Here is a 20,031-nt window from a genome sequence, read left to right as displayed (position 1 = left end):
AGGGCTCGCCACCGTGTTTGGTGGCGAGGCAGTGACGCGTTCCGGCCGCGGACCGTTGCCGCCGCCGGAAATCCGGAGAGCGTCAGCGGCTTTCCTTCAGTTTCTCGAGCCGACCGGCCAGCGACGTCAGGCTGGACTTGACCTCGGCACCGCCGGAAAGCATGTCGTGAACCGAACGGTAGAAAGCCTGCGAAACGCGGTTGTAGCTGGTGCCAGTGTAGCCGGACGGGCGCACGGCGCTATCGGCAAAGGCCTGCTGGTTATCCTTGAGGAAGGGTATCTTCTCAAGAACTTCCGGATCGCTGTAGAGCGCCTGGATCGACGGGTTGAGAGCCGCCTTCAGCGCACGCATCTTCTGCATATCGGGACCGGTGATGAAGTTCACAAAGTCGGCCGCGACCGCGGGCTTGGCGCTGTATTTGTTGACGCCGTAATACATTGGGCCAAGGCATCCGCTCGACTTTTCGCCTTGCTTGCCGACCGGTAGAGGCATCACGCCGACCTTGTCGACGATATTGCTCCCCTTTTCATGCGAGGTGCCCCAGACATAGGGCCAATTGCGGTGGAAGACCGCGTTGCCGGATTCGAAGACGGCGCGCGACTGCTCCTCATCATAGTTGAGGACGCCCTCGGGGCTGATCGATCCAATCCAGCCCTTCGCCTTTTCGAGCGCCTCGGCAGCCTGCGGATTGTCGATGCTCACCTTTCCGTCGTCAGAAATGATGGTGCCGCCACCGTTGGAAGCAACAAGCTCGATCGCGTCGCAGGTCAGGCCTTCATAGCTCTTAGCCTGCCAGGCATAACCCCACATGTCGGCTGAGCCGGCAGCCCGTTCCTTGTCCTGAATTTCCTTGGCGGTGGCAGCCAGCTCGTCCCAGGTCTTCGGCGCCGGCTTGCCGTATTTTTCGAGCAGGTCTTTGCGGTAGAACATGAGCCCGACATCCATATAGGCAGGCATGGCAATAAGATTGCCGTCGAGTTTGGCCGCATTGAGTGTCGAGGCGAAATGCTTGTCCTGATCTGCCTGCGGGATCATCGTCTTAAGGTCCAGCAGGTTGCTCTTGAACATGCCGAGCCAGATCACATCGAGGAAGAGGACGTCGACGTCCTTGGATTTGGCGGCGAGCAGCTGCTGATAGATCGGGATCGCGTCATCCAGAAGCGCGGGCATCTTGTTGATCTTGGCCTCGTTGCCCGTCTTTTCCTTCCAGGCATTGGCAACGTTTGTGCAGAGCTCGAATTCCGTCGGCGAGCAAAACACGGAAATGGTTTCGGCATGCGCGCTGCCGCCCCAGAGGGCTGCAGATATCGCCAATGCGGCAAGACTTTTCTTCAGCATTGATTGTTCCCTTCGTTGATAACGCTTCGGCATTACGCGGAGCTCTCTGTCTCCTTGCTTCCAATAGGACTGGTTATGACCAGTCATGTCAACATGGACTTTGCCGGCGGTTGCGTCGAAGATACAAAACGGCAAGAGTGCTCCGCACAACGCAGGATCGGATTTCGAAGATGCAGCAAACCCCGGCATCATTCATCGCGCCACAGGGCGGCATCGACCGGAACGACCCTCGCCCTTTGCACAAACAGGTCTACGAAGCCCTTCTGGCATCCATCCGCGATGGCAAGCTGCCGTTGCGCGGCAAGCTGCCGTCAGAACGAGAACTCGTCGATCTCTATAATGTCAGCCGGATCACTGTGCGCCATGCCGTACGCGAATTGATCCAGCAGGGCGTGATACACAGCCAGCCGGGAAAAGGACTTTACGTCGCTGAGCGCGGCGGCGGCTTCGAGCTCCAGGTTCTGAAAAGCTTCACCAGCATCGCCATAGCGAACGGGCGAAGTCCCGGGCATAGACTGATCGATGCAAGCATCGTACATGCGCCGCTTGAGGTGAGCCGTCCGCTTTTCCTGGCACCCGGCGCCGAGGTGGTTCTGTTGTCAAGGCTTCGTCTTCTCGACAATATACCTGCTGTCGTCCAGACCGATTGGATACCGGCGGCCCGCGTTCCGGGCCTGCTTGATCTCGACTGGGCCGTTGCCAACCGGTCGCTCTATGCCGAGCTTCGCGAGCGCTATCGCATTCATCCGAAACGTGGGCAGACAACGCTGAGCGCACGCCTTGCGACGGATCAGGAGGCTGCGATGCTCGAGCTGCCTCCGCCAGCCGCGGTTCTCACCGTGGACCAGATCGCTTTCGACGATCGCAACCGCCCGGTCAACCTGACGGCGCTGGTCCATCATCCTGCGCGTTACCCTCTGACGCTGCTTCAGTCGGAATCGGGCGATCTCACGCAGTATTGAGCCATTCTGTCCTGCTCATCCGGCGATTGCGGCTCGGGATAATTCCGCGGCATGCAGTTACCTGACATGTCCGGCTCCGATACGCTTCTTTCTCGTTGCGCAATCTCCACGTCTTAGCCGTATTCATGCCACCCGGTTCAGGGCATCGCTTATCTTGGAGACAATCGCTTCGATTTCGCTCTTCTCTGCGATAAGCGGCGGTGAGAGGGCGATGATGTCGCCGGTGACGCGGATCAGCAGTCCTTTGTTGAAGCAATCAACGAAGACGTCATAGGCGCGTGTGCCCGGTGCTCCCTCGCGAGGCGTAAGCTCTACGGCGCCAACAAGACCAAGATTGCGGATGTCGACAACATGGGGACTGCCTTTCAGCGAATGCAGGGCTTCCTGCCAGTGATCGGCAAGGCTGGCGGCACGGGTCAGCAACCCCTCTTCCTCGTAGATCTCCAGAGTAGCGATACCGGCGGCACAGGCGACCGGATGGCCCGAATAGGTATAGCCGTGAAACAGCTCGATGGCGTTTTCCGGACCGACCATCAGTCCGTCATAGATCTTCCGGCTGGCGAAGACCGCCCCCATCGGGATCGTGCCGTTCGTCAGCCCCTTTGCCGTCGTGACCAAATCTGGAACGACGCCAAAATAGTCTGTTGCGAACGGCGTTCCGAGCCGTCCGAAGCCGGTGATCACCTCATCGAAGATCAGGAGAATACCGTACTTGTCGGCGATCGCGCGCAATCTTTGTAGATATCCCTTCGGCGGAAGGATAACGCCTGCCGAGCCGGACATCGGTTCGACGATGACGGCGGCGATGGTCTCGGCCCCGTGCAGCTGAACGAGGCGTTCGAGATCGTCGGCGAGCTCGAGACCGTGGTCCGGCAGGCCCTTGGTGAAGGCATTGCGCTCCACGTCGAGCGTGTGGCGCATGTGGTCGGCTGGGATCTGCGGGAACATCCGGCGATTGTTGACGAGGCCGCCAACCGAAATGCCGCCGAAACCGACGCCGTGATAGCCCTTCTCCCGGCCGATGATGCGAGTGCGGGTTCCCTGGCCGATCGCGCGCTGATAGGCGATCGCAATCTTCAGCGCGGTATCGACCGATTCCGAGCCGGAACCGGTGAAAAAGACGCGGTCGAGCTTCGCGTCAGGCCCGCCGGGCGCGATTTTTGCCAGCTTGGCTGCGAAGTCGAAGGCAATCGGGTGTCCCATCTGGAAGGTGGGCGCAAAATCCATCGTCGATAGCTGGCGCTCAACGGCCTGGGAAATTTTCCTGCGGCCGTGGCCGGCGTTGCAGCACCAGAGGCCGGCCGTCCCGTCAAGAACGCGGTTGCCGTCGACATCGGTATAATACATGCCTTCAGCGGAAGCGAGGAGGCGGGGTGCCGCCTTGAACTGCCGGTTCGCCGTGAACGGCATCCAGAAATTATCGAGCACCGGCGCGTTCGTCTTGCTGATCTGATCCATCTTGCCCTCCATCGGCTGCAAGAGACCTCCGATATTTTCATCGATCGAACAAGTCCTTTTCTTTGTGTCCATAACCTATTGAATATACGCGGATGCTGGCCTACAGATTTCGATATTCTAGACAACGCAAACGGTGATGCATGTCGTTCGATCTCGGAAATCGCCTGCGCTATGTGCGAACGGCTCACAAGCTTTCTCAGCGTGAACTGGCGAAGCGGACCGGCGTGCCGAACTCGACGATCTCGCTGATTGAATCGAACACCTCGAATCCGTCGGTCGGCGCGTTGAAGCGGATTCTGGATGGCATTCCGATTGGGCTCGCGGAATTCTTTGCACTTGAGCCGGAAAAGCCAAGGAAGGCATTCTATGCAGCGGACGAACTGGTGGAGATCGGCAAGGGCGGCATTTCCTTCAGGCAGGTGGGCGAGAGCATGTTCGGCCGAAGCCTGCAGATTCTCAAGGAATGCTATCAGCCCGGCGCCGATACGGGAAAGGTGCCCCTCGTGCATGAGGGGGAGGAGGGCGGCATCGTCCTGTCGGGAAGACTCGAGGTCACAGTCGACAATGAGCGACGAATCCTAGGTCCGGGTGACGCCTATTATTTCGAGAGCCGCCGCCCGCATCGTTTTCGATGCGTCGGCCCCGTTGCCTGCGAAGTCGTCAGCGCCTGCACGCCTCCGACGTTCTAGGGACGGCCCTCGATGCGGGCAAGCACCCGGTCAAGTGCGTCAAGGCCGGTCGTCTGTTGCGAGGGTTGTGACTGTGGCGAGGTCGGCCCGGAAGCGGAACACTCAGGCATGGGGCAGTCGGTCCCGCTTGTGGGTGCCGGAAAAACCGGCAAGGAATAGAATGGGGGAAGTCCATTTCAATGAAGGAGTAGCAGTCCACATTGACGCCGAGCCGTGCACTGGCGATCGCGAGGTCGTTGGCGAAGCGTCGGCAGGAGAATGCGCAGGCCAGCCATTGAGCCGCGAAAGGGACGTGATCTTGCGGTCACCGCGCTGGAGGACAAGATTGTCCAAAGGGCGATGGTTTCATTGCTGAACGCGATCTACGAGGAAGATTTCCTCGGGTTGTCTGCCGGGGCTCATCAGGTCGGGCCGTAATTGACTCAGGACTACTCTCAAGCAGTTTTTCTAAATGTTAAGGGCGCTAGATCTGTTGAACCTCCTGAAGCGGTTTGCGATGAAACTGAAGCCTACTGCCGCGGGAATGATTGAGAACCACAGCTATGCTGAAACCAGCAACGCCAATTCCTGCGATCAAATCGACAATATAGTGGCCGCCTTCGGTGATAGCGGACAGCAGCATCAATGTGTTCAAGAAGATCAGCGGAAATCGAATCCATCTTATTGTCCATGCGCCCCAACTGCATAGTACCGCCACCGCCGCGTGGACTGACGGAAATGAAATGATGCCGCTTGCGTGCTCCAATCGCAGGACAAAATGCGGGTCATCTCTGACGGCTAAAATTTGCGGGACGTATTCTACGCCGAGCATTCCGTTGATGTTTTTGAGGTCGTTGGGATTGACAGCAAAATCGGTGTAGGTTCCGAGTGCAGGATACCAAATGGTAATGATACTAGCGATGACGCAAATAAGTCCGTAGATCCCGGCGACCTGATACGCGCGAGCTTGGTGACCGTAAAGGCTTAGCGCTACTGGCAGAAATAAAAGCTGAAGATGGAAGGTCTGATAAGCAAGTGTCAGCGATTTAGCCAGCAGGGCACTTGAGTCGACGAATGTGATCAAGCTCAACCAGTCTATGCCAAGACGGCGATCTAATTGGAGAAGCTGTTGATCCTGCAGAGGCAGATTGAGGGCAAAAGCAATGTAGGTGGACACTAAAAGTGGCGCCGTAAGCAATAATCCAACGCCAGCGCACTCGACGATACATTTGAGTGAGGGAATTCTGCGCCAATGGCAAAGGGGGGCGAAGACGAGGAGAAAAACTAGGGCCGCCGCGACTAGCTCGGCGAAGCCTCTTGGATCGACCGATAGACCAACGACCCAGGTCAGTATTGGGACGACGGTGTAGACACATCCGGTAAGGCCAATTAAGAATCCTCGCGCTCTGGCTGTCTCCGACATATGGTGTCTCCTAATGCACCTTCAGATGGTATCAACCAGAAGTTAAATTCTCATTCAAGTGATGGACGGCCTGCAACCGCTTGGGCGTTGGTGCGACTCTAGAAGGTGCAAGGTGACTGCAGGCGGCAATGGAGCATTGAGTGACACGAAGGCAGCTTTTTTGGTGAGGCCGATGCGAGATTGACCGTTGCGTTAGCCGCAGCGATCTGCGCGCGCCGGCCTTTTTGAAAATTCGGGAAGTCCACAGATCTTAGGCGTCTGGTCACGGCGATCCGGTCCCTGCCGGCCTTCCTGTCGCGCATTGCCCGCAAATATCCCCGATATCCGCCTGCATATCGAAAGCGGCACCACCGATGACATCATCCGCCATATCGAGGCAGGCCGCATCAATCTCGGCTTCATCAGGCCGGTGGAGAATATCGGCTCCTTACGCTTCTTCTCGATTGCCCATGAGCGCTATCTGCTGGCCGTCGCCAAGGAGAGCCCGTTGTCATTGAAGAGCGAGATTGACCTTGAGGATCTGCGCGCTCCGAGAAGATCATTTCGTTTTCCCCTCAGAACCTCTCCTACAGCGAGCGCTATTTTGCTGAAAAATTCGAGGAGCATGATCTGACGGACAATGTCACTTACACCTGCGATGACACCTTCTCGCTGGTGTCGCTTGTCTCAGCCGGCCTTGGCATCGGCTTCGTGCGGGAATGGACGCAGGATCTGCCGAATCGCGGTTTCGAATTGAAGCAGCTGAGGGGCGTCGATTTCACGATCGGGCTCGGTGTCGCCTGATCATTGCCGAAGAGCCGGGCAGTGCGGCCGGCTTCTATTCTCTCGAGGCGATTCATCAAGAGACCAATGGCGACAGAAGTTTCTTAAAATTACCGGCGCTTCCGTTTTCTGTCTGACTGAAGCGCCGTTGGCTTTAGCGCATTGGCCTCGATCTGAGCGAGCAGCACTGAGACGCCCACCTTTTTGAACCCGCGCAAAAGCCTCCAGTGTCGAGACGGTGATGCTTCCTTTTCTCGCTCTACGCGCCCTGCGTATGAGCGGTCGATCTCGGACTCCAAAGCAAGGCGTCCCTGCGTCGGCTGAGAGCAAGGGCTTCGGCGTTTCGACACCCCACGAAAAAGCCGAGTCACCCTGCAAGCCAACATATGGCACAAGCAAGAACCGGCCTGCGGAGAACTTGCGATTATCCAAGGCTCTCGACCACTTTTGCTATTCCACGCCAGAGCGAAATCCTTAGCCGAAGTCGAGGCCCCTCATGGCCGCTAAGCCCAAGTGCCTCATGGCATTTTGCCATTGGAAACCGGGAGTGGAAAGCGACAACGGAACAGCTCGATTTGTGCCATGTCGCTCGCAAGCGCAGATCTTCGAGTTGCGAGCGGAGGCGCCCGAAGCGAACGGCTGCCATGCTGCTTCCGTTGCCGACAAAGATCTTTATCGCGCGCAACCTGGTCGGGAATGCAAAAGGCGAAACCGTCCTCCCAGGAAAAGGTGACGTTCCGGGGATCTTCGCACAAGCCCACGCCAAGCGCCTTCAGATGGCTCTCCTTGAGCGCCCCAAAGTTGAATGGCGGCACGCGCCCTTTCGCGCGCGGGCATTTCATCGAGCCAGCGTCGTTCGTTCAAACTGCAATAGGCGTCCAATGCCGCCTCTTCAATCTCTGCGCCAGCGCGTTCGCAGTCTATCCCGACGCGATCGCAGCTCGAAGCGACCGCGACCGTTACCAGACCGTCGGCATTGGCGAGGCTGAATTGCGGTACCCCACGCCCCTCGAGGCTCGGCTTGCCTTGCGCATCCGCAACCAACATGATCTCCCTCGGCAATGTCCCGGTATGCGCGCTCAACAATCGCCGCAGGAGAAAACGTCCGGCGATAAACGCGACCCGATCCCGGTCGAACCGGTAGGCCGCAGCGCGTTCAAGCTCATCCTGTGAAAGCGACCGCATCCATCGGCCCCAGTCGTGTTCGTCCTGCGAATATTGCCAGAGCGCGACTTCGATGTCGGTAGGTTGGTTTTTTGATTGCTGCATGAATCCAGTGTGTATTTGCCAGACTGATTTTGGACATCAGCTAGCACTTTCATTGAAGCGTTTACCTGAAGCGCCGTGCACTAAAATCGCCCGGGAGTGGGGGCGGCGTATCGACGACCCACGAAAAGCCAATTCACCTTGCAAGCTAACATAATATCGCCAGGCACACAGCATCGACATGCGCAAAACTTGGCATCAAACCGGCGCCTTTTGCAGCGTTTATGGTTCGATTCCCTTCAAGGCGATCAATACAGCTCTTGAGCTTTTCAGCCATAACAGTTGCATTATTGGCAATGCGCTCTTTATCGGTCATTGGCTGCTCGGCAGCCTGGCCTGGAGAGGCCCCGCATACTCGCATTCGTTGAACAGAATGCTCAGCGTCTGCCGATCGACGGGCTGAACACCATCAGGCTCAGGATCTCGAAGAGCACCTGCGCTGCGGCATGCGCAGTGTTGCTCGTCGCGTCATATTGCGGCGCAACTTCAACGACGTCGCCGCCGGCCAGATTTATGCCTTTCAGCCCGCGGATCAATTCAAGGACCTCGCGCGTGGTCAATCCACCGACCTCGGGCGTGCCCGTGCCAGGTGCAAAGCTCGGATCGAGGCTGTCAACGTCGAAGGAAAGATAGGTCGGGCCGTCGCCGACGATGGATTTTGCCTTGGCGACGACCGCCGCGATCCCCATTCCGCTGATCTCCTCGGCATGGATCACGCTCATTCCCGACGCATAGGAGAATTCCCACAAATATTCCGCCGAACCGCGGATGCCAATCTGGATTGTCCTTGTCGGATCAAGCACACCGTCCAGTACCGCATTCCGGAACGGCCCGCCGTGATGAAACTTCGTCTGATCGAAGGCGCCGCTCGTGTCGCAATGGGCATCGATATGAATGAGGCCGACCGGCTGCTGCCGACCGATGGCCTTCAAAATCGGGTGGGTGATGGAATGATCGCCCCCAACGGAAAGCGGGGCAACGCCGGCATCGACGATCTGGCCGATGCGTTTTTCGATGTCGTCGTGGCTGAGCTCCAGCCGGTAGCGGCTCTGGAATGGTACGTCGCCGATGTCGGCGACCCGAAGATCGAAGACCGGCGCCGTGCCGAGAACGTGATTGTACGGGCCGATCCTTTCGATGGCGCGAAGCGCTCTCGGTCCGAAGCGCGAGCCTGGACGATTGGTGACGCCAAGATCCATGGGGATCCCTGTGATTGCAACCTGGAGATTGCCGAAGTCCGGATCCTCGGCCGCAACCTGCATGTGGGGCGCGCTGAGGAAGGTCGGTATTCCGGCATAGGGCGCCAGTCTCGTGCCGTTCTTGGAGATGATCTTCTCCGCCACTTTCCGAAACTTCTCGTCGAAGATCTCGCCGCCATTGGCGTCCGCAAATTCTGCCCGCAGTTGTTCCAGCCGCGTTTTATCCCACACCATGCGCTTGCGCCTCCGCTTCAGGTCCGTCTCGTCAGACAAAGAGGTTGAGAAAGTAATTGGTATCGTTGTAGCAATCGGTATCAAAGAGAAATCGATATGATCGCTGCAAAACCCAATACCCTCGTTGCCCGCCTCTCTGCCCCGCCCATTCCTTCCGTCGTCGCCTGGAGTCGCGAATACAAAGGAGAAAAAGGGCCACTCGTCGATCTGTCGCAGGCCGTGCCCGGCTATCCCGCGCATCCGGAAATGCTGCGGCTTCTTGGCGAGGCGGCCGGACAACAGGCGATGACCGGATACGGGCCGATCGAGGGCGAACCTCTGTTGCGTAAGACCTATGCGGCTCATGTCGCCGATCTTTACGGCGCCGATCTTTCCGCCGGCAATATCCATATCACCGCCGGCTGCAATCAGGCCTTCATGTGTTCGGCCATCGCGCTTGCGGGCGCCGGCGATACCGTGGCGCTCACCAATCCCTTTTATTTCAACCACGACACGACGCTGTCGATGTTGGGGATCGGGCGTCGATTGGTCGATTGCGACGCCGCCGGCGGGTTCCTTCCCGACCCGCGTTCGGCCGAGGCTGCACTTGCGGCCGGCGCGAAGATCCTTGCAGTCGTGAGCCCCAACAATCCCACAGGGGCTGTGTATCCGCCGGAGCTGCTTCATGAGCTTTTTGTTCTTTGCCGGAAATATGGCGCCTGGCTGATCCTCGATGAAACCTATCGCGAGTTCCTTGGCGCCGATGACGGACGGCCGCACGCTCTGCTGTCCGAGCCGGGCTGGGAGGACACACTCGTTCTTCTCTACAGCTTTTCGAAATCCTTCTGCATTCCCGGCCATAGGCTGGGTGCAATCACGGCAGGGCCTAAACTCATCGCCGAGATCGCCAAGGTGATGGACAATATGCAGATCTGCGCGCCGCGTTCGGCTCAGGTCGCCGTTGCATCGGCTCTCCCGGCGCTCGCCGATTGGCGGGCCGGCAACAGGCTGGAGATCGCCCGCCGGGCTCAGGCGTTGAGGCAGGTCTTTTCCGGGCTGCCGGATTGGGAGATCGGAGCGATCGGCGCCTATTTCGCCTTTGTCCGCCATCCCCACGCCGATCGATCGTCTTCAGAGATTGCTGAAAAGCTCGCCAAGGAATCCGGCATCGTTTGTTTGCCCGGTGCCTATTTCGGCGAAGGCCAGGAGCGTTACCTCAGACTTGCCTTCGCCAACGCCGATGTCGCTTCGATCGGGCTATTATCCGAGCGCCTTCGCTAGTCCACCGCGATCGACGGAAGTTGGCGATAGCCGCCGCGCCAGTAAAGCAGGGGTCCTATGCCCTGCCGGATTTCGATCGCGCAGACATGTCCGACCAAAATGGCATGGGAATTGTGGTGGAATGCGGTTTCAAGCTTGCAGTCCAGGACCGTCAGGGCATTTTTAAGGACGGCTGCGCCGGTTTTGAGGCGATACCATCCCGCGTTGCCGTAGCGTTCAGCGCCCTTTCGCCCGTCGAGGCCGGCAAAGGATTGCGCCACCGGCTGCTGGTCGGCGGCGAGCACGTTGACACAGAAGCAGCCATACTGCTGCAACGCCGGCCACGAGGAAGACGCTCGGTTGACGCTGACGATGACGGAAGGCAACGCCGCCGAAAGCGAGGACACCGAGGTTGCGGTGAAGCCGGTGCGGTCTTGTCCGTCGCCGACCGTAATCACGCTGACCGCGCCGGCCAGATGACGCATCGAAAGCTTAAAGTCCGCCTCGCTGATCAAAGCCCCAGCACTCATCCGGCTGGCGCCTGCGCTTTGGCAAAGCGGCTTACAGGCATTGAAAGACCGAGGTTTTCACGCAGGGTCTTGCCCTCGTATTCCTCACGGAACAGCCCGCGGCGTCGAAGCTCAGGCAGGACCAGCCGCACGAAATCGTCGAGACTGGACGGCAAGGTGGGAAACATCAGGATGAAACCGTCGGCGGCACGCGTCTCGAACCATTCCTCCATGAAGTCGGCAATCTGGGAGGGCGTGCCGGTGATGCCATTTCCGGTATGTTTCTCGGCATAGTGCCGGATGAGTTCGCCGACAGTGTGGCCGCCTTTCACGAAATCGACCAGCTCATCGAACAGAGCGCGTGATCCCTTTGGTGCCGCCGGCAGCCGTTCCATGGGGAAGGGCTTGTCGAGCGCCACATCACGCAGGTCCGCTTCCAGGAATTCGGAAAGCATCAATCGGCCGACATCCGGATGCATCTTGTCGATCAGATAATCCACCTTGGCCTTTGCCTCGGCTTCGGTTTCACCGACATTGATAACGATGCCCGGCATGATTTTCAGGTCGTCCACATCGCGCCCATAGGCCGCCATTCGGCTCTTGACATTTTCGTAGAAGGCCCGGTTCCGCTCGATATTCGATGCGAGGCTGAAGACGATCTCGGCCGTGCGTGCCGCCATGTCCATTCCGGGCTCCGAACCGCCCGCCTGGGCGATCACTGGACGACCCTGGGGTGTTCGCGCGATGTTGAGGGGGCCGCGAACCTGGAAGTGCTTGCCCTTGTGATTGAGCGTATGGTGTTTGCTCTTGTCGTAGTAGACACCGTTTTCGCGGTCGAGAAGGAGTGCGCCTTCCTCGAAGCTGTCCCAAAGGCCGAACACGACATCGACGAATTCGTTGCCACGCTCATAACGCAGCGCGTGCGGATCGAGCCCCTCGCGGTTGAAGTTGTAACCGGTTTCGTCATGGTCGGAGGTGACGACGTTCCAGCAGGCGCGTCCCTTGCTCAGATGGTCGATTGAGGAGAATAGGCGCGCGACATTGTACGGTTCGTAATAACTCGTCGAGACCGTCGCCACGAGGCCGAGATTATCGGTTGTGACCGCCAGAGCCGAAAGCAGCGAGAGGGGTTCGAAACGGTTCATCTTGGTCGGAATGCGTGCAAGCGCATTCGCATCACCGACGGCAGCGGCGGGAGAATCCGCCATGAACATGAAATCGAATTTGGCCGCCTCGGATCGTTTGGCGACATCGAGCAGATGAGCGAAGTCGTTGGCGCCATTGACGTTACTTGCCGGATGCAGCCAGGAGGCCGGATGAAAGCCGAACGTATAGACGAAAGTTCCGAGTTTCATCTTGTCGGTTCGCGCCATCGAGCTCTCCTGCCATGTCGGTCACGCCACCGCGGGAAACCGCCTGCGCAAATTATCGTCAGGCACAAATTTTCATCAATATTGCGCAGCTGAGTTCTGTTTTAGTTTTTCTAAAGTGTTGGCCTGGGTGCGGACGCCACGGCCTGCTGACGGGAAACAGCCACGAGCCAATCACGGAATTCGCGCCCATGGGGCTTCTGCAACGCCGCGCGATCCCAGGCGAGATAATAGCTTTCGCGCAGTGCTATGCGTGTGTCGACGGGAATGACGAGCGTCTGTGCCTCGAGCTCATCGGCAATCATAGACATCTGCGCGAGGACGACGCCGCGCTTGTTGACGGCTGCGTCAATCGCACTGCTCGACAGAGTGAAGGAAAGACCGGCTGTGCTCTCCTCGAACGTGGCGCCCGTCGTAGCAGCAAATTCGCGCCAGCTTGGGTAGGGTGTGAAATGCCGCTCCCATTCGACATGCAGGAGTGGATATTCGAGAAGCCGCGCGACGGAGGGCGCCTTGCCCTTGATCAGCGCCGGCGAGCAGACTGGCACGACCCAATCGCGGAACAGTTCGGTATAGTGTTCATGCTGCAGCACATCCGATCCATAGCTGATGCGGAAATCGACGTCGTCGAAGCCCATGCGGGGTTCCTTGTCGCGGCCGACAATCCTGACATGAGCATTCGGATGAAGGGCCTGCCAGTCGAAGATCCGGCGCCCTATCCATTTGTTGACGACGGAAGACAGGGCGCTGAGAACCAGGCCATTCTCATTGCGTGCCCGTTCCAAAATCTGTTCCGCAAGCGCGAATTGCTCGAAACCTTTCGATATTTCCTGGTGATAGAGCCGCCCCCATTGGGTGAGCTCCACAGTGCGGCCGTTGCGCTCCAGCAAGGTGACGCCGAGAAAGCTCTCGATCTTGCGGATCTGCTGACTGATCGCGCCCGGGGAAACCTTTAGCTCGAGGGCCGCGGCGCTTACGCCGCCACAGCGGCCGACGGCTTCGAAGGCCTGCAAGCCCTTGAGCGGCACTGTCCGGATAGCCTGTTTCTCAGTCAAGAGGCGCTTCTCCGCGGCGGTTGATCTGGGATGCCTCTCTCCGTTGGATGAAAGTCGCCGGCGAACTGGAAACGGTCGCCGGGATGGATGATCTCGACATAGGTGACCGTGCGGCTGCTCTGCCATGTCTGGCGGATCAGGGTCAGGCAGGCCTTGCCACGCTCGGTCTCAAGCAGTCGTGCAGTGGCGGCATCGGCCGATACGGCGCGAATGACATGCCTTGCCTTCGACCAAGGCACCATGTCCAGCAACCATTTGCCGGGCGGAACCAAAGCAAAGCTTTCGGTTCTGGCAGACGGTACCATGGCGAGCATGATGATGCGCCGCTCCAGCGCATTTGGCTTCCCGTCCACTGTGTGCAGGCAGTGAAGCCGCAGGATGTCCGCTCCCGTAGGTTCGCCGAGCCGTGCGGCAGTGGCAGCATCCAGTCTCTCGATCTTTCGCCGCAGGATCCTGTAGCTGTGGTCATGCCCCGCCAATTCGGCTTCCGTGGAGATATCTTGGATATCCATCACGGTGCGGTCAATCTGCCGGGAGGCGACGAAGGAGCCAACCTTGCGGCGGCGTGTGATCATGCCGCGTTGCGCCAGGGCCGAAAGAGCCTTGTTCACGGTCATTCGGGAACATTGATACTCATGTACCAGCTCGTGTTCGAAGGGGATGCGGTGACCAGGTTGCCAGACGCCGGCCATGATCCTGGTTTCGATGTCTTCAAAAATTCTCTGATGAATTGAGACCAAAACTCACCTCGATCCAGCGATGACATTCAATTTCCACCAAAGCCGCCGCTACCAGGTCTACCGGCATCATGCGGCACAAATCTTGCGTCCGCCGAGTTTAGCGTTTGACAGTGTAGGCCGGCCTGTATCTATTTGTATAGACAAAAGCGGATCAGAGAAATCCGCTCGGCGGGACAACGATTGGGGAACTTGGACCTTCCACCGGAAGGGTAAAAACTGGAGAGAAAAACATGAGGAAGAATTCGCTTCTGAAGGGGCTGGTCGGCGCTGCATTTCTGTTCGGCGCGACGATTTCCGCCCATGCGGCCGATACGCTTGCTGCCGCGAAGGCCGCTGGCACCATGAAGGTCGGTACCGAGACGGCCTTCGCACCGTTCGATTTTATCGACGCTGGCGAACATGTCGGCTTGAACGTCGATCTTTTTAACGAGATCGGCAAGGAACTCGGCGTGAGAATCGAATGGGTCACGCTCCCCTGGGATGGGGTCTTCCCCGCACTCGAGGCCGGCAAGTTCGACGTCGTCGCAGGCCCAGCGACGATCACCAAGAAGCGCATGGAGCGCTATCGTTTCACACCGCCGCTTGCCGAGGCGACCATCGCGATCCTGAAAAAGGCCGGCGACCAGACGATCAGCAAGCCGGAGGATATCGCTGGCAAGAAGATTGGCGTCGGCAAGGCGACCGCCCAGCTGGATCAGCTTAAGGAGTTTTCCGAAGCCCTGCCGACAAAGGTCGATATCCGCGAATATCCGGCCTTCACCGAGTCCTATGCGGATCTCGCGGCCGGCCGTATCGCCGGTGTTGCCAACTCACTGCCGAATATTGCTTTCGTCGCGAAGCAGCGCGAAGGCACGTTCGAAGTCGTGCTGCCGCCCTTTGGCAAGAAATCCTATTTCGGCTTTATCGGCCTGAGGGATGCAGATCATGCACCACTGATGGACGCAATCGACGCCGCAATGCTCAAGATCAAAGCTGACGGCCGGATGGCGACGCTGCAAAAGAAATGGTTCGGCGCGAGCTTCGACACACCGGATTCCGTTAAGGACCCGGCATTCTGATCAGCCATCGGAAATCGGCCATGCCCGCGGGGATGCCAGGGCATGGCCGAGGAATGCGACCGGATCTTCCTCACCGGCAAGCGAGCGAAATCTGAACAATGTCCGTTAAACTCTTCGAGTTGCTTCTGCAGGCATCGATCTACACGGTGACCATCAGTGTTGTGTCGATCCTCATCGGCTTTGCGATTGCGATCCTTCTTTCGGGAATGCTGCTGTCGGGACGAGGGCTTTTCGTGCGACCTGCCCAGATTTTCATCAGCTTCTTTCGCGGCGTGCCGTTGTTGGTGCAACTGCTGCTGATCTACAATCTGCTGCCGGTCATCGGCATCAATGTACCGAGCATCGTGGCCGCGGTCATCGGCCTGTCGCTCTGCACCGCAGCCTACCAGGCCGAGAACCTGCGCGGCGGCTTTGCCAGCGTGCCTCTGGGCCTGGTGGAGTCGGCGGAAATGGTCGGTCTGACACCGAGCCAGATCTTCCGACGCGTCAAGGTTCCGATCGCCCTGCGCCTCACCTTTCCAGCTCTCGTCAACGAGGCGATCCTCATTCTCAAGGCGTCGTCATTGGTCTCAGTTGTCGGCATCGTCGAACTGACGCGCATGGCTCAGGATCTTGCCGGCAGCACCTTCCTGCCGCTGCAGCTCTTCGCATCCGCCGGTCTCATCTATCTGATGATCAACTGGTTGGTGGCGCTTGCCGGCGGCCTGATCGAAAATAGACTCCCGGGGGCGCCGCGGTGACCTTCGACATCAATGTCCTCATCGGGCAGTGGCCCGCCATCGTCAGCGGTGCCGGCGTGACGATCATGATATGGATTCTGGGCACAATCGCTGCAGCCGTCATCGGCTTTCTGATGGCAGTCGCCAGGCAATATGGCAGCGTGCTGATCGACAAGGCGCTGGGTGCCGTCGTAGCCGTACTGCGCGGCACGCCGTTTCTCATCCAGATATTCCTAGTCTATTACGGCGGCCCCTTTGTCGGCCTTGATCTCGATCCCTTGCCCGCCGGATTGATCGGCATTTCGATCTATGGCGCGGCCTATTTCAGCGAGATCTTCCGCTCCGGCTTCCAGGCTGTACCGAGGGGACATATCGAGGCCGGTGAATGTGTCGGCCTAACGCAGGCGCAGATCGTCAGGCGCATTCTATTGCCGGAAATGACGATGCTGGTGCTGCCGCCATCCGTGAATATGGTGGTCATCCTGATGAAGGAGACGGCGGTCTTGTCCATAATCACCGTGCCGGAGCTGACGGCCACGCTGAGTGCAATCGGGTCGCAGCAATATGCTTTCGTCGAAGCACTCTCCGCATTGGCGCTTTTCTATTGGGTGCTCGTCGAAGTCACGGGCTGGCTTGGCAACCTTGCTGAAACGAAACTTTCCAGATTCAGGTTTTTCAACGCATGAGCGTCCCCGCAATAGCAGTTAGGAATCTCATCAAGACTTTCGGAGAGACCACGGTCCTTCATGGCATCGATCTCGCTATCGAGCCCGGACAGGTTTCCTGCCTCATCGGCCCTTCCGGTTCCGGCAAGAGCACCCTTTTGCGCTGTATGGCTTTTCTTGAGGAGACAACGCGCGGGACGATCTCGATCAACGGCGAGGTGCTTGGCTTTACCGAGGATTCTCAAGGACGGCGCGAGCGGGTCTCGATCGCCACCAACCGGGCGATCCGCGCCCAAATCGGCATGGTGTTCCAGCAGTTCAATCTCTGGCCGCACATGACGGCCCTCGGCAATGTCAGCGAAGCATTGAAGACGGTTCACAAAATGAGCCGCAAGGATGCGGAGGAGCGGGCAATGGCCCAGCTCGTCAAGGTTGGCCTCGAGGGCCGGGCCGGGCACTATCCCTCCCAGCTGTCAGGCGGACAGCAGCAGCGGGTGGCGATCGCCCGTGCCCTGGCGCTGAAGCCCAAGATCATGCTGTTTGATGAGCCCACCTCGTCGCTTGATCCGGAGCTGACTGGCGAAGTCTTGAACGTCATGCGCGATCTGGCCTCCGAGGGCATGACCATGGTCGTTGTCTCGCACGAGATAGGTTTTGCTGCGACCGTCGGCCAGCAGATCATCTTTCTCGACCACGGCAAGGTGCTCTTCAGCGGATCGCCCCAGGAGGTCTTTAAGAAGCCGAGAAACCCCCGCCTTGAACAATTCCTCGATACTTATCTCGACCGCGGTGCCTCGATGTTGCTTTAATGTTCATGTCCTTCCAGACCGTCAGGCAGATTAAGTCGAGCACCTAGAATCTCCTCCAAATCCTCCAGTATATCGATGCCCCGGACATCGTTGCCTCACGGTTTCCATTGTCGACGGCATTGCCTCGGTCGATCGGGGGAGCCAAACGCCGGTAACCGTGAGTATAGATGCCGCGCAGCTTCCGAGCCTGTACACCGGCTTTCGATCGGCGGCGTTCCTTCGTCGTGCAGGCGGTCTCAATGAGTCCGACGAGGCAATCATGATGCTCGACCGCGCATTCGCGGGACTCGCGCCTTGGGTCGGGGAGCATTTCTAACTGGACGGCTGAGGGAGATAGCAGTTCCAAGCGAAAGCGGCGAAGCTTGGAGCCGACGTTTTCCCTGCGTTCCCGATATGGTTTTGGCTCGTGCCGCTACGTCTCCACATCTTATATCCTTGAAATGGAGAGGCTGACACAAAGATCAGGTCGCCGGTTCGATTCCTCTCAAGGCGGCCACCTCTCACTCAGAGCTTTTTCAATTGAGCGAGTACACCGACAGGACACCTGTTCCGGAAGTCCTGCGAAGACTGCCTGATGCGCGCCGTCGATCCGAATGCGTTGACGGGCGAGAGGTGACCCATCCGCCGTCAAACGTGTCTGAGATGGCCAGTCGCATTCAGGTCGGAAGCCAACCCTCGTCACTTAACGCGTTCCTGGATGAAGCTTCGGCAATTGCTTCCCAATTCTAGTCCCGGTAGTTCCGAGTTACTTCGCTGCCGGGACGCTCGGCTCCCACGAGAAGTGATCGCCGTCGGCTGCGATGCGACCCACGCCGGGGAAGGGGAAGTGCGGGGTGAATACAAGTTCGTTGTCCTTCGCTAGTTTCTTCAAGGTGTCGATGCGGTTCTTCTCGCCGCCTTTTTCGTCATTGTCGAACCCGACTAGCCATTCCGGTTTCACAAGCGAGATGATCGAGCTGTGCACCGTGTCTCCGATGTCCAGTAACTTCCCCTTGCCGGATACGATTTCATACCCGACATGGCCTGGTGTATGGCCCTTCAAGCTGACCGAGGTTATTTGTGGCACGACCGTCGCGCCCGGCTTGAAGGTCTTCACGTTTCCGTCGATCACCTTGACGATGTTCGCAAGCTGGGCGTTCTTCCTGGCGAATGCCCATTCCGCCGAGGACATGCGGATCGTTGCCTTGGGGAAGGCCAGCTTCCCGTCCTTAACGAGGCCGCCCATGTGGTCGGGATGCGAATGGGTTATCAGAATGTCGGTAACTTCTTCCGGCTTCGTGCCTGCCTGAGCGAGGGACTGTTGCAGCGCTCCGCCAACCCCAGTATCGATCAGGATCACGCGCTTTGGCGCTTTCACCAACAACGCGTCGACGCTTAGCGTGACGGCGTCAGTGGGCGCGCCTGCTGCCTTCAGCACTTCACCAATTTCCTCTGGGGAGTGTCCGACACCGAAGACTTTGCCGTCGTTCGGCAGCACGAACTGGGCATCGTGCAACGAAACCAGATCGAGGGAACCAATCTTGAAGGCTTTTGAGTCCGGCTGCTGCGGAGGCATTTGCGCGGAGGCGGAGGCTGCGATAGCCAACGCCAGAAACGAAGCCACGAACAATGTTTTGGAATTCGGCATGACGAGATCCTCTCACTTCGGGCGCGATGAAGTCGTTTAGGCTCCATAACCAAGCCAGGTCTCCTCGCAATCTCGCGAAGATACCACGCTGCGATTCTAGCGGATATAATTCAAGGAGCTAGGGTAGGAGTAGGATACCCTACTGCCCACCCAGCTTCCAACTGTCCCCAGACCGGCAAGCTACGCCGTTGAAGCGCGTCATGCCGTCGAGCGATTGCCGACTGGTTACAAAACCGCGACATCCGCCCGGTCCATCGTTACTGGCATCGATCTGTTCGATAACGCCCGCGCTGCCTGTCGATGGGTTGGCCCAAGCGAGCGCAGTTGCACCGACAGCACTGCGACCGACTGTATCTGCGATCACCGCTTGATCGGTCAAGGGCGCCTGGTGCGGGGTTGCTGACTGGGCGAGGGGCGTCTCAAGCGGCTCGATATGTGAACATGCCGTCAAAGCCGCGATGCTCATTGCTGAGATGAAGTGCTTCGGATTCATCGCCCGGATAAAGCGCTTTGCATTTTGTATTTCAAGTTACTAATAGTTCACATTTTGGCGATGGCGAAATAACCCTGTCGCGTGGAAACGGCTCGAACGTATTCGCCAAAGTGTGGTCAACAGGCCTTCAATGAGCGGGGCCGGACAACGATCTCGACGCGTTTCAACTGTTTGCTTAACAAGAGCAAAGTAATTACGGAGAGCGTTTCGAAGCGGTATCGCATGTCAAAACACGCTGCGCTTCGACGTTTGTTGGTGCGACTTATACGTGGCTCAATTGACGGATTGCTGAGATGACAACGACTTCAAGAGATGTGCTGGGTGGAGCGGTGATATTGTGTCAGCCTCGACGACCAGGACGCAGATTTGCTGGAGGTTCTTCTCCTTCAGCGGGCTCCGCCGATCATCTCCTTTTCCCGTCAGAACCTCTCCTACA

The 20,031-nt window shown here is 58.4% G+C and carries 18 protein-coding genes and 3 pseudogenes; 9 read left to right on the top strand and 12 right to left on the bottom strand.

Annotated elements, in window-relative coordinates:
- Positions 1-82: 82 nt before the first annotated feature.
- Positions 83-1,339 carry an ABC transporter substrate-binding protein gene (locus tag PMI11_RS17380; RefSeq protein ID WP_007819423.1) on the bottom strand — a complete coding sequence of 419 codons (1,257 nt, stop codon included), beginning with the start codon at positions 1,337-1,339 and terminating at the stop codon, positions 83-85.
- Between the two features lie 170 nt (positions 1,340-1,509).
- Between PMI11_RS17380 and PMI11_RS17375 the strand changes: the two genes are divergently transcribed.
- Entirely contained in the window at positions 1,510-2,301 is a 792-nt protein-coding gene (locus PMI11_RS17375) for a GntR family transcriptional regulator (protein WP_007819421.1), read from the top strand.
- Between the two features lie 123 nt (positions 2,302-2,424).
- Here PMI11_RS17375 and PMI11_RS17370 read toward each other — a convergent pair whose 3' ends face one another.
- Entirely contained in the window at positions 2,425-3,759 is a 1,335-nt protein-coding gene (locus PMI11_RS17370; protein ID WP_007819414.1) for an aspartate aminotransferase family protein, read from the bottom strand.
- Positions 3,760-3,899: 140 nt separating this feature from the next.
- Between PMI11_RS17370 and PMI11_RS17365 the strand changes: the two genes are divergently transcribed.
- Positions 3,900-4,448, top strand: a complete 549-nt coding sequence (locus tag PMI11_RS17365) for a cupin domain-containing protein (protein WP_007819412.1) — start codon at positions 3,900-3,902, stop codon at positions 4,446-4,448.
- Between the two features lie 463 nt (positions 4,449-4,911).
- Here PMI11_RS17365 and PMI11_RS17360 read toward each other — a convergent pair whose 3' ends face one another.
- Positions 4,912-5,850 (bottom strand): phosphatase PAP2 family protein, encoded by a 939-nt coding sequence (locus PMI11_RS17360; RefSeq protein WP_007819410.1) that lies wholly within the window; start codon positions 5,848-5,850, stop codon positions 4,912-4,914.
- Positions 5,851-6,129: 279 nt separating this feature from the next.
- Here PMI11_RS17360 and PMI11_RS36570 point away from each other — a divergent pair.
- Positions 6,130-6,630 (top strand): annotated as a pseudogene (locus PMI11_RS36570) (LysR family substrate-binding domain-containing protein); the annotation flags it as partial.
- A 500-nt stretch (positions 6,631-7,130) separates the two neighbouring features.
- Here PMI11_RS36570 and PMI11_RS36560 read toward each other — a convergent pair.
- The 3 genes and pseudogenes from PMI11_RS36560 to speB form a co-directional block, all read right to left on the bottom strand.
- Positions 7,131-7,881, bottom strand: a pseudogene (locus PMI11_RS36560) (4'-phosphopantetheinyl transferase superfamily protein).
- 145 nt (positions 7,882-8,026) lie between these two features.
- The gene (locus tag PMI11_RS37345; protein WP_157179650.1) at positions 8,027-8,194 is read right to left on the bottom strand and encodes a hypothetical protein; all 168 of its coding nucleotides are present in this window, start codon (positions 8,192-8,194) and stop codon (positions 8,027-8,029) included.
- Between the two features lie 61 nt (positions 8,195-8,255).
- Entirely contained in the window at positions 8,256-9,311 is a 1,056-nt protein-coding gene (gene speB, locus PMI11_RS17335) for an agmatinase (RefSeq protein ID WP_007819406.1), read from the bottom strand.
- A gap of 96 nt (positions 9,312-9,407) precedes the next feature.
- On the opposite strand from speB, the gene PMI11_RS17330 reads away from it, so the two are divergent.
- Positions 9,408-10,571: an aminotransferase gene (locus PMI11_RS17330; RefSeq protein ID WP_007819404.1), complete on the top strand. Its 1,164-nt coding sequence runs from the start codon at positions 9,408-9,410 to the stop codon at positions 10,569-10,571.
- On the opposite strand, the pseudogene PMI11_RS17325 reads toward PMI11_RS17330, so the two are convergent.
- The 4 genes and pseudogenes from PMI11_RS17325 to hutC form a co-directional block, all read right to left on the bottom strand.
- Positions 10,551-11,080 (bottom strand): annotated as a pseudogene (locus tag PMI11_RS17325) (flavin reductase family protein). The gene PMI11_RS17330 and the pseudogene PMI11_RS17325 sit on opposite strands and share 21 nt — an antisense overlap.
- Entirely contained in the window at positions 11,077-12,432 is a 1,356-nt protein-coding gene (locus tag PMI11_RS17320) for an LLM class flavin-dependent oxidoreductase (RefSeq protein ID WP_007819401.1), read from the bottom strand. The pseudogene PMI11_RS17325 and the gene PMI11_RS17320 overlap by 4 nt, the downstream one beginning before the upstream one ends.
- 110 nt (positions 12,433-12,542) lie before the next feature.
- A complete protein-coding gene (locus PMI11_RS17315; protein WP_007819399.1) occupies positions 12,543-13,484 on the bottom strand; it encodes a LysR substrate-binding domain-containing protein in 942 nt (313 codons plus the stop codon).
- Entirely contained in the window at positions 13,481-14,224 is a 744-nt protein-coding gene (hutC, locus tag PMI11_RS17310) for a histidine utilization repressor (protein ID WP_007819397.1), read from the bottom strand. Before hutC ends, PMI11_RS17315 begins: the two co-directional genes overlap by 4 nt.
- A 230-nt stretch (positions 14,225-14,454) precedes the next feature.
- Here hutC and PMI11_RS17305 point away from each other — a divergent pair, with 230 nt between their 5' ends.
- The 5 genes from PMI11_RS17305 to PMI11_RS36555 all read left to right on the top strand — a co-directional run bounded on the left by PMI11_RS17305 (position 14,455) and on the right by PMI11_RS36555 (position 17,791).
- Positions 14,455-15,282 carry a transporter substrate-binding domain-containing protein gene (locus PMI11_RS17305; RefSeq protein ID WP_007819396.1) on the top strand — a complete coding sequence of 276 codons (828 nt, stop codon included), beginning with the start codon at positions 14,455-14,457 and terminating at the stop codon, positions 15,280-15,282.
- Between the two features lie 98 nt (positions 15,283-15,380).
- Entirely contained in the window at positions 15,381-16,022 is a 642-nt protein-coding gene (locus PMI11_RS17300) for an amino acid ABC transporter permease (protein ID WP_007819395.1), read from the top strand.
- Positions 16,019-16,687 (top strand): amino acid ABC transporter permease, encoded by a 669-nt coding sequence (locus PMI11_RS17295; protein ID WP_007819394.1) that lies wholly within the window; start codon positions 16,019-16,021, stop codon positions 16,685-16,687. Before PMI11_RS17300 ends, PMI11_RS17295 begins: the two co-directional genes overlap by 4 nt.
- Complete coding sequence (locus PMI11_RS17290) at positions 16,684-17,475, top strand: amino acid ABC transporter ATP-binding protein (RefSeq protein ID WP_007819393.1); 792 nt, start codon at positions 16,684-16,686, stop codon at positions 17,473-17,475. Before PMI11_RS17295 ends, PMI11_RS17290 begins: the two co-directional genes overlap by 4 nt.
- Positions 17,476-17,581: 106 nt before the next feature.
- Positions 17,582-17,791, top strand: a complete 210-nt coding sequence (locus tag PMI11_RS36555) for a sterol carrier protein domain-containing protein (protein WP_081493264.1) — start codon at positions 17,582-17,584, stop codon at positions 17,789-17,791.
- Between the two features lie 429 nt (positions 17,792-18,220).
- On the opposite strand, the gene PMI11_RS17285 is transcribed toward PMI11_RS36555, so the two are convergent.
- Both PMI11_RS17285 and PMI11_RS17280 read right to left on the bottom strand, forming a co-directional pair.
- Entirely contained in the window at positions 18,221-19,102 is an 882-nt protein-coding gene (locus tag PMI11_RS17285; protein ID WP_007819385.1) for an MBL fold metallo-hydrolase, read from the bottom strand.
- 139 nt (positions 19,103-19,241) lie between these two features.
- Complete coding sequence (locus PMI11_RS17280; RefSeq protein ID WP_244430605.1) at positions 19,242-19,568, bottom strand: RT0821/Lpp0805 family surface protein; 327 nt, start codon at positions 19,566-19,568, stop codon at positions 19,242-19,244.
- Positions 19,569-20,031: the final 463 nt, after the last annotated feature.

The sequence above is a fragment of the Rhizobium sp. CF142 genome (assembly GCF_000281145.1).
Lineage (GTDB): Bacteria > Pseudomonadota > Alphaproteobacteria > Rhizobiales > Rhizobiaceae > Rhizobium.
This window is presented reverse-complemented; position numbering and strand designations above follow the sequence as displayed.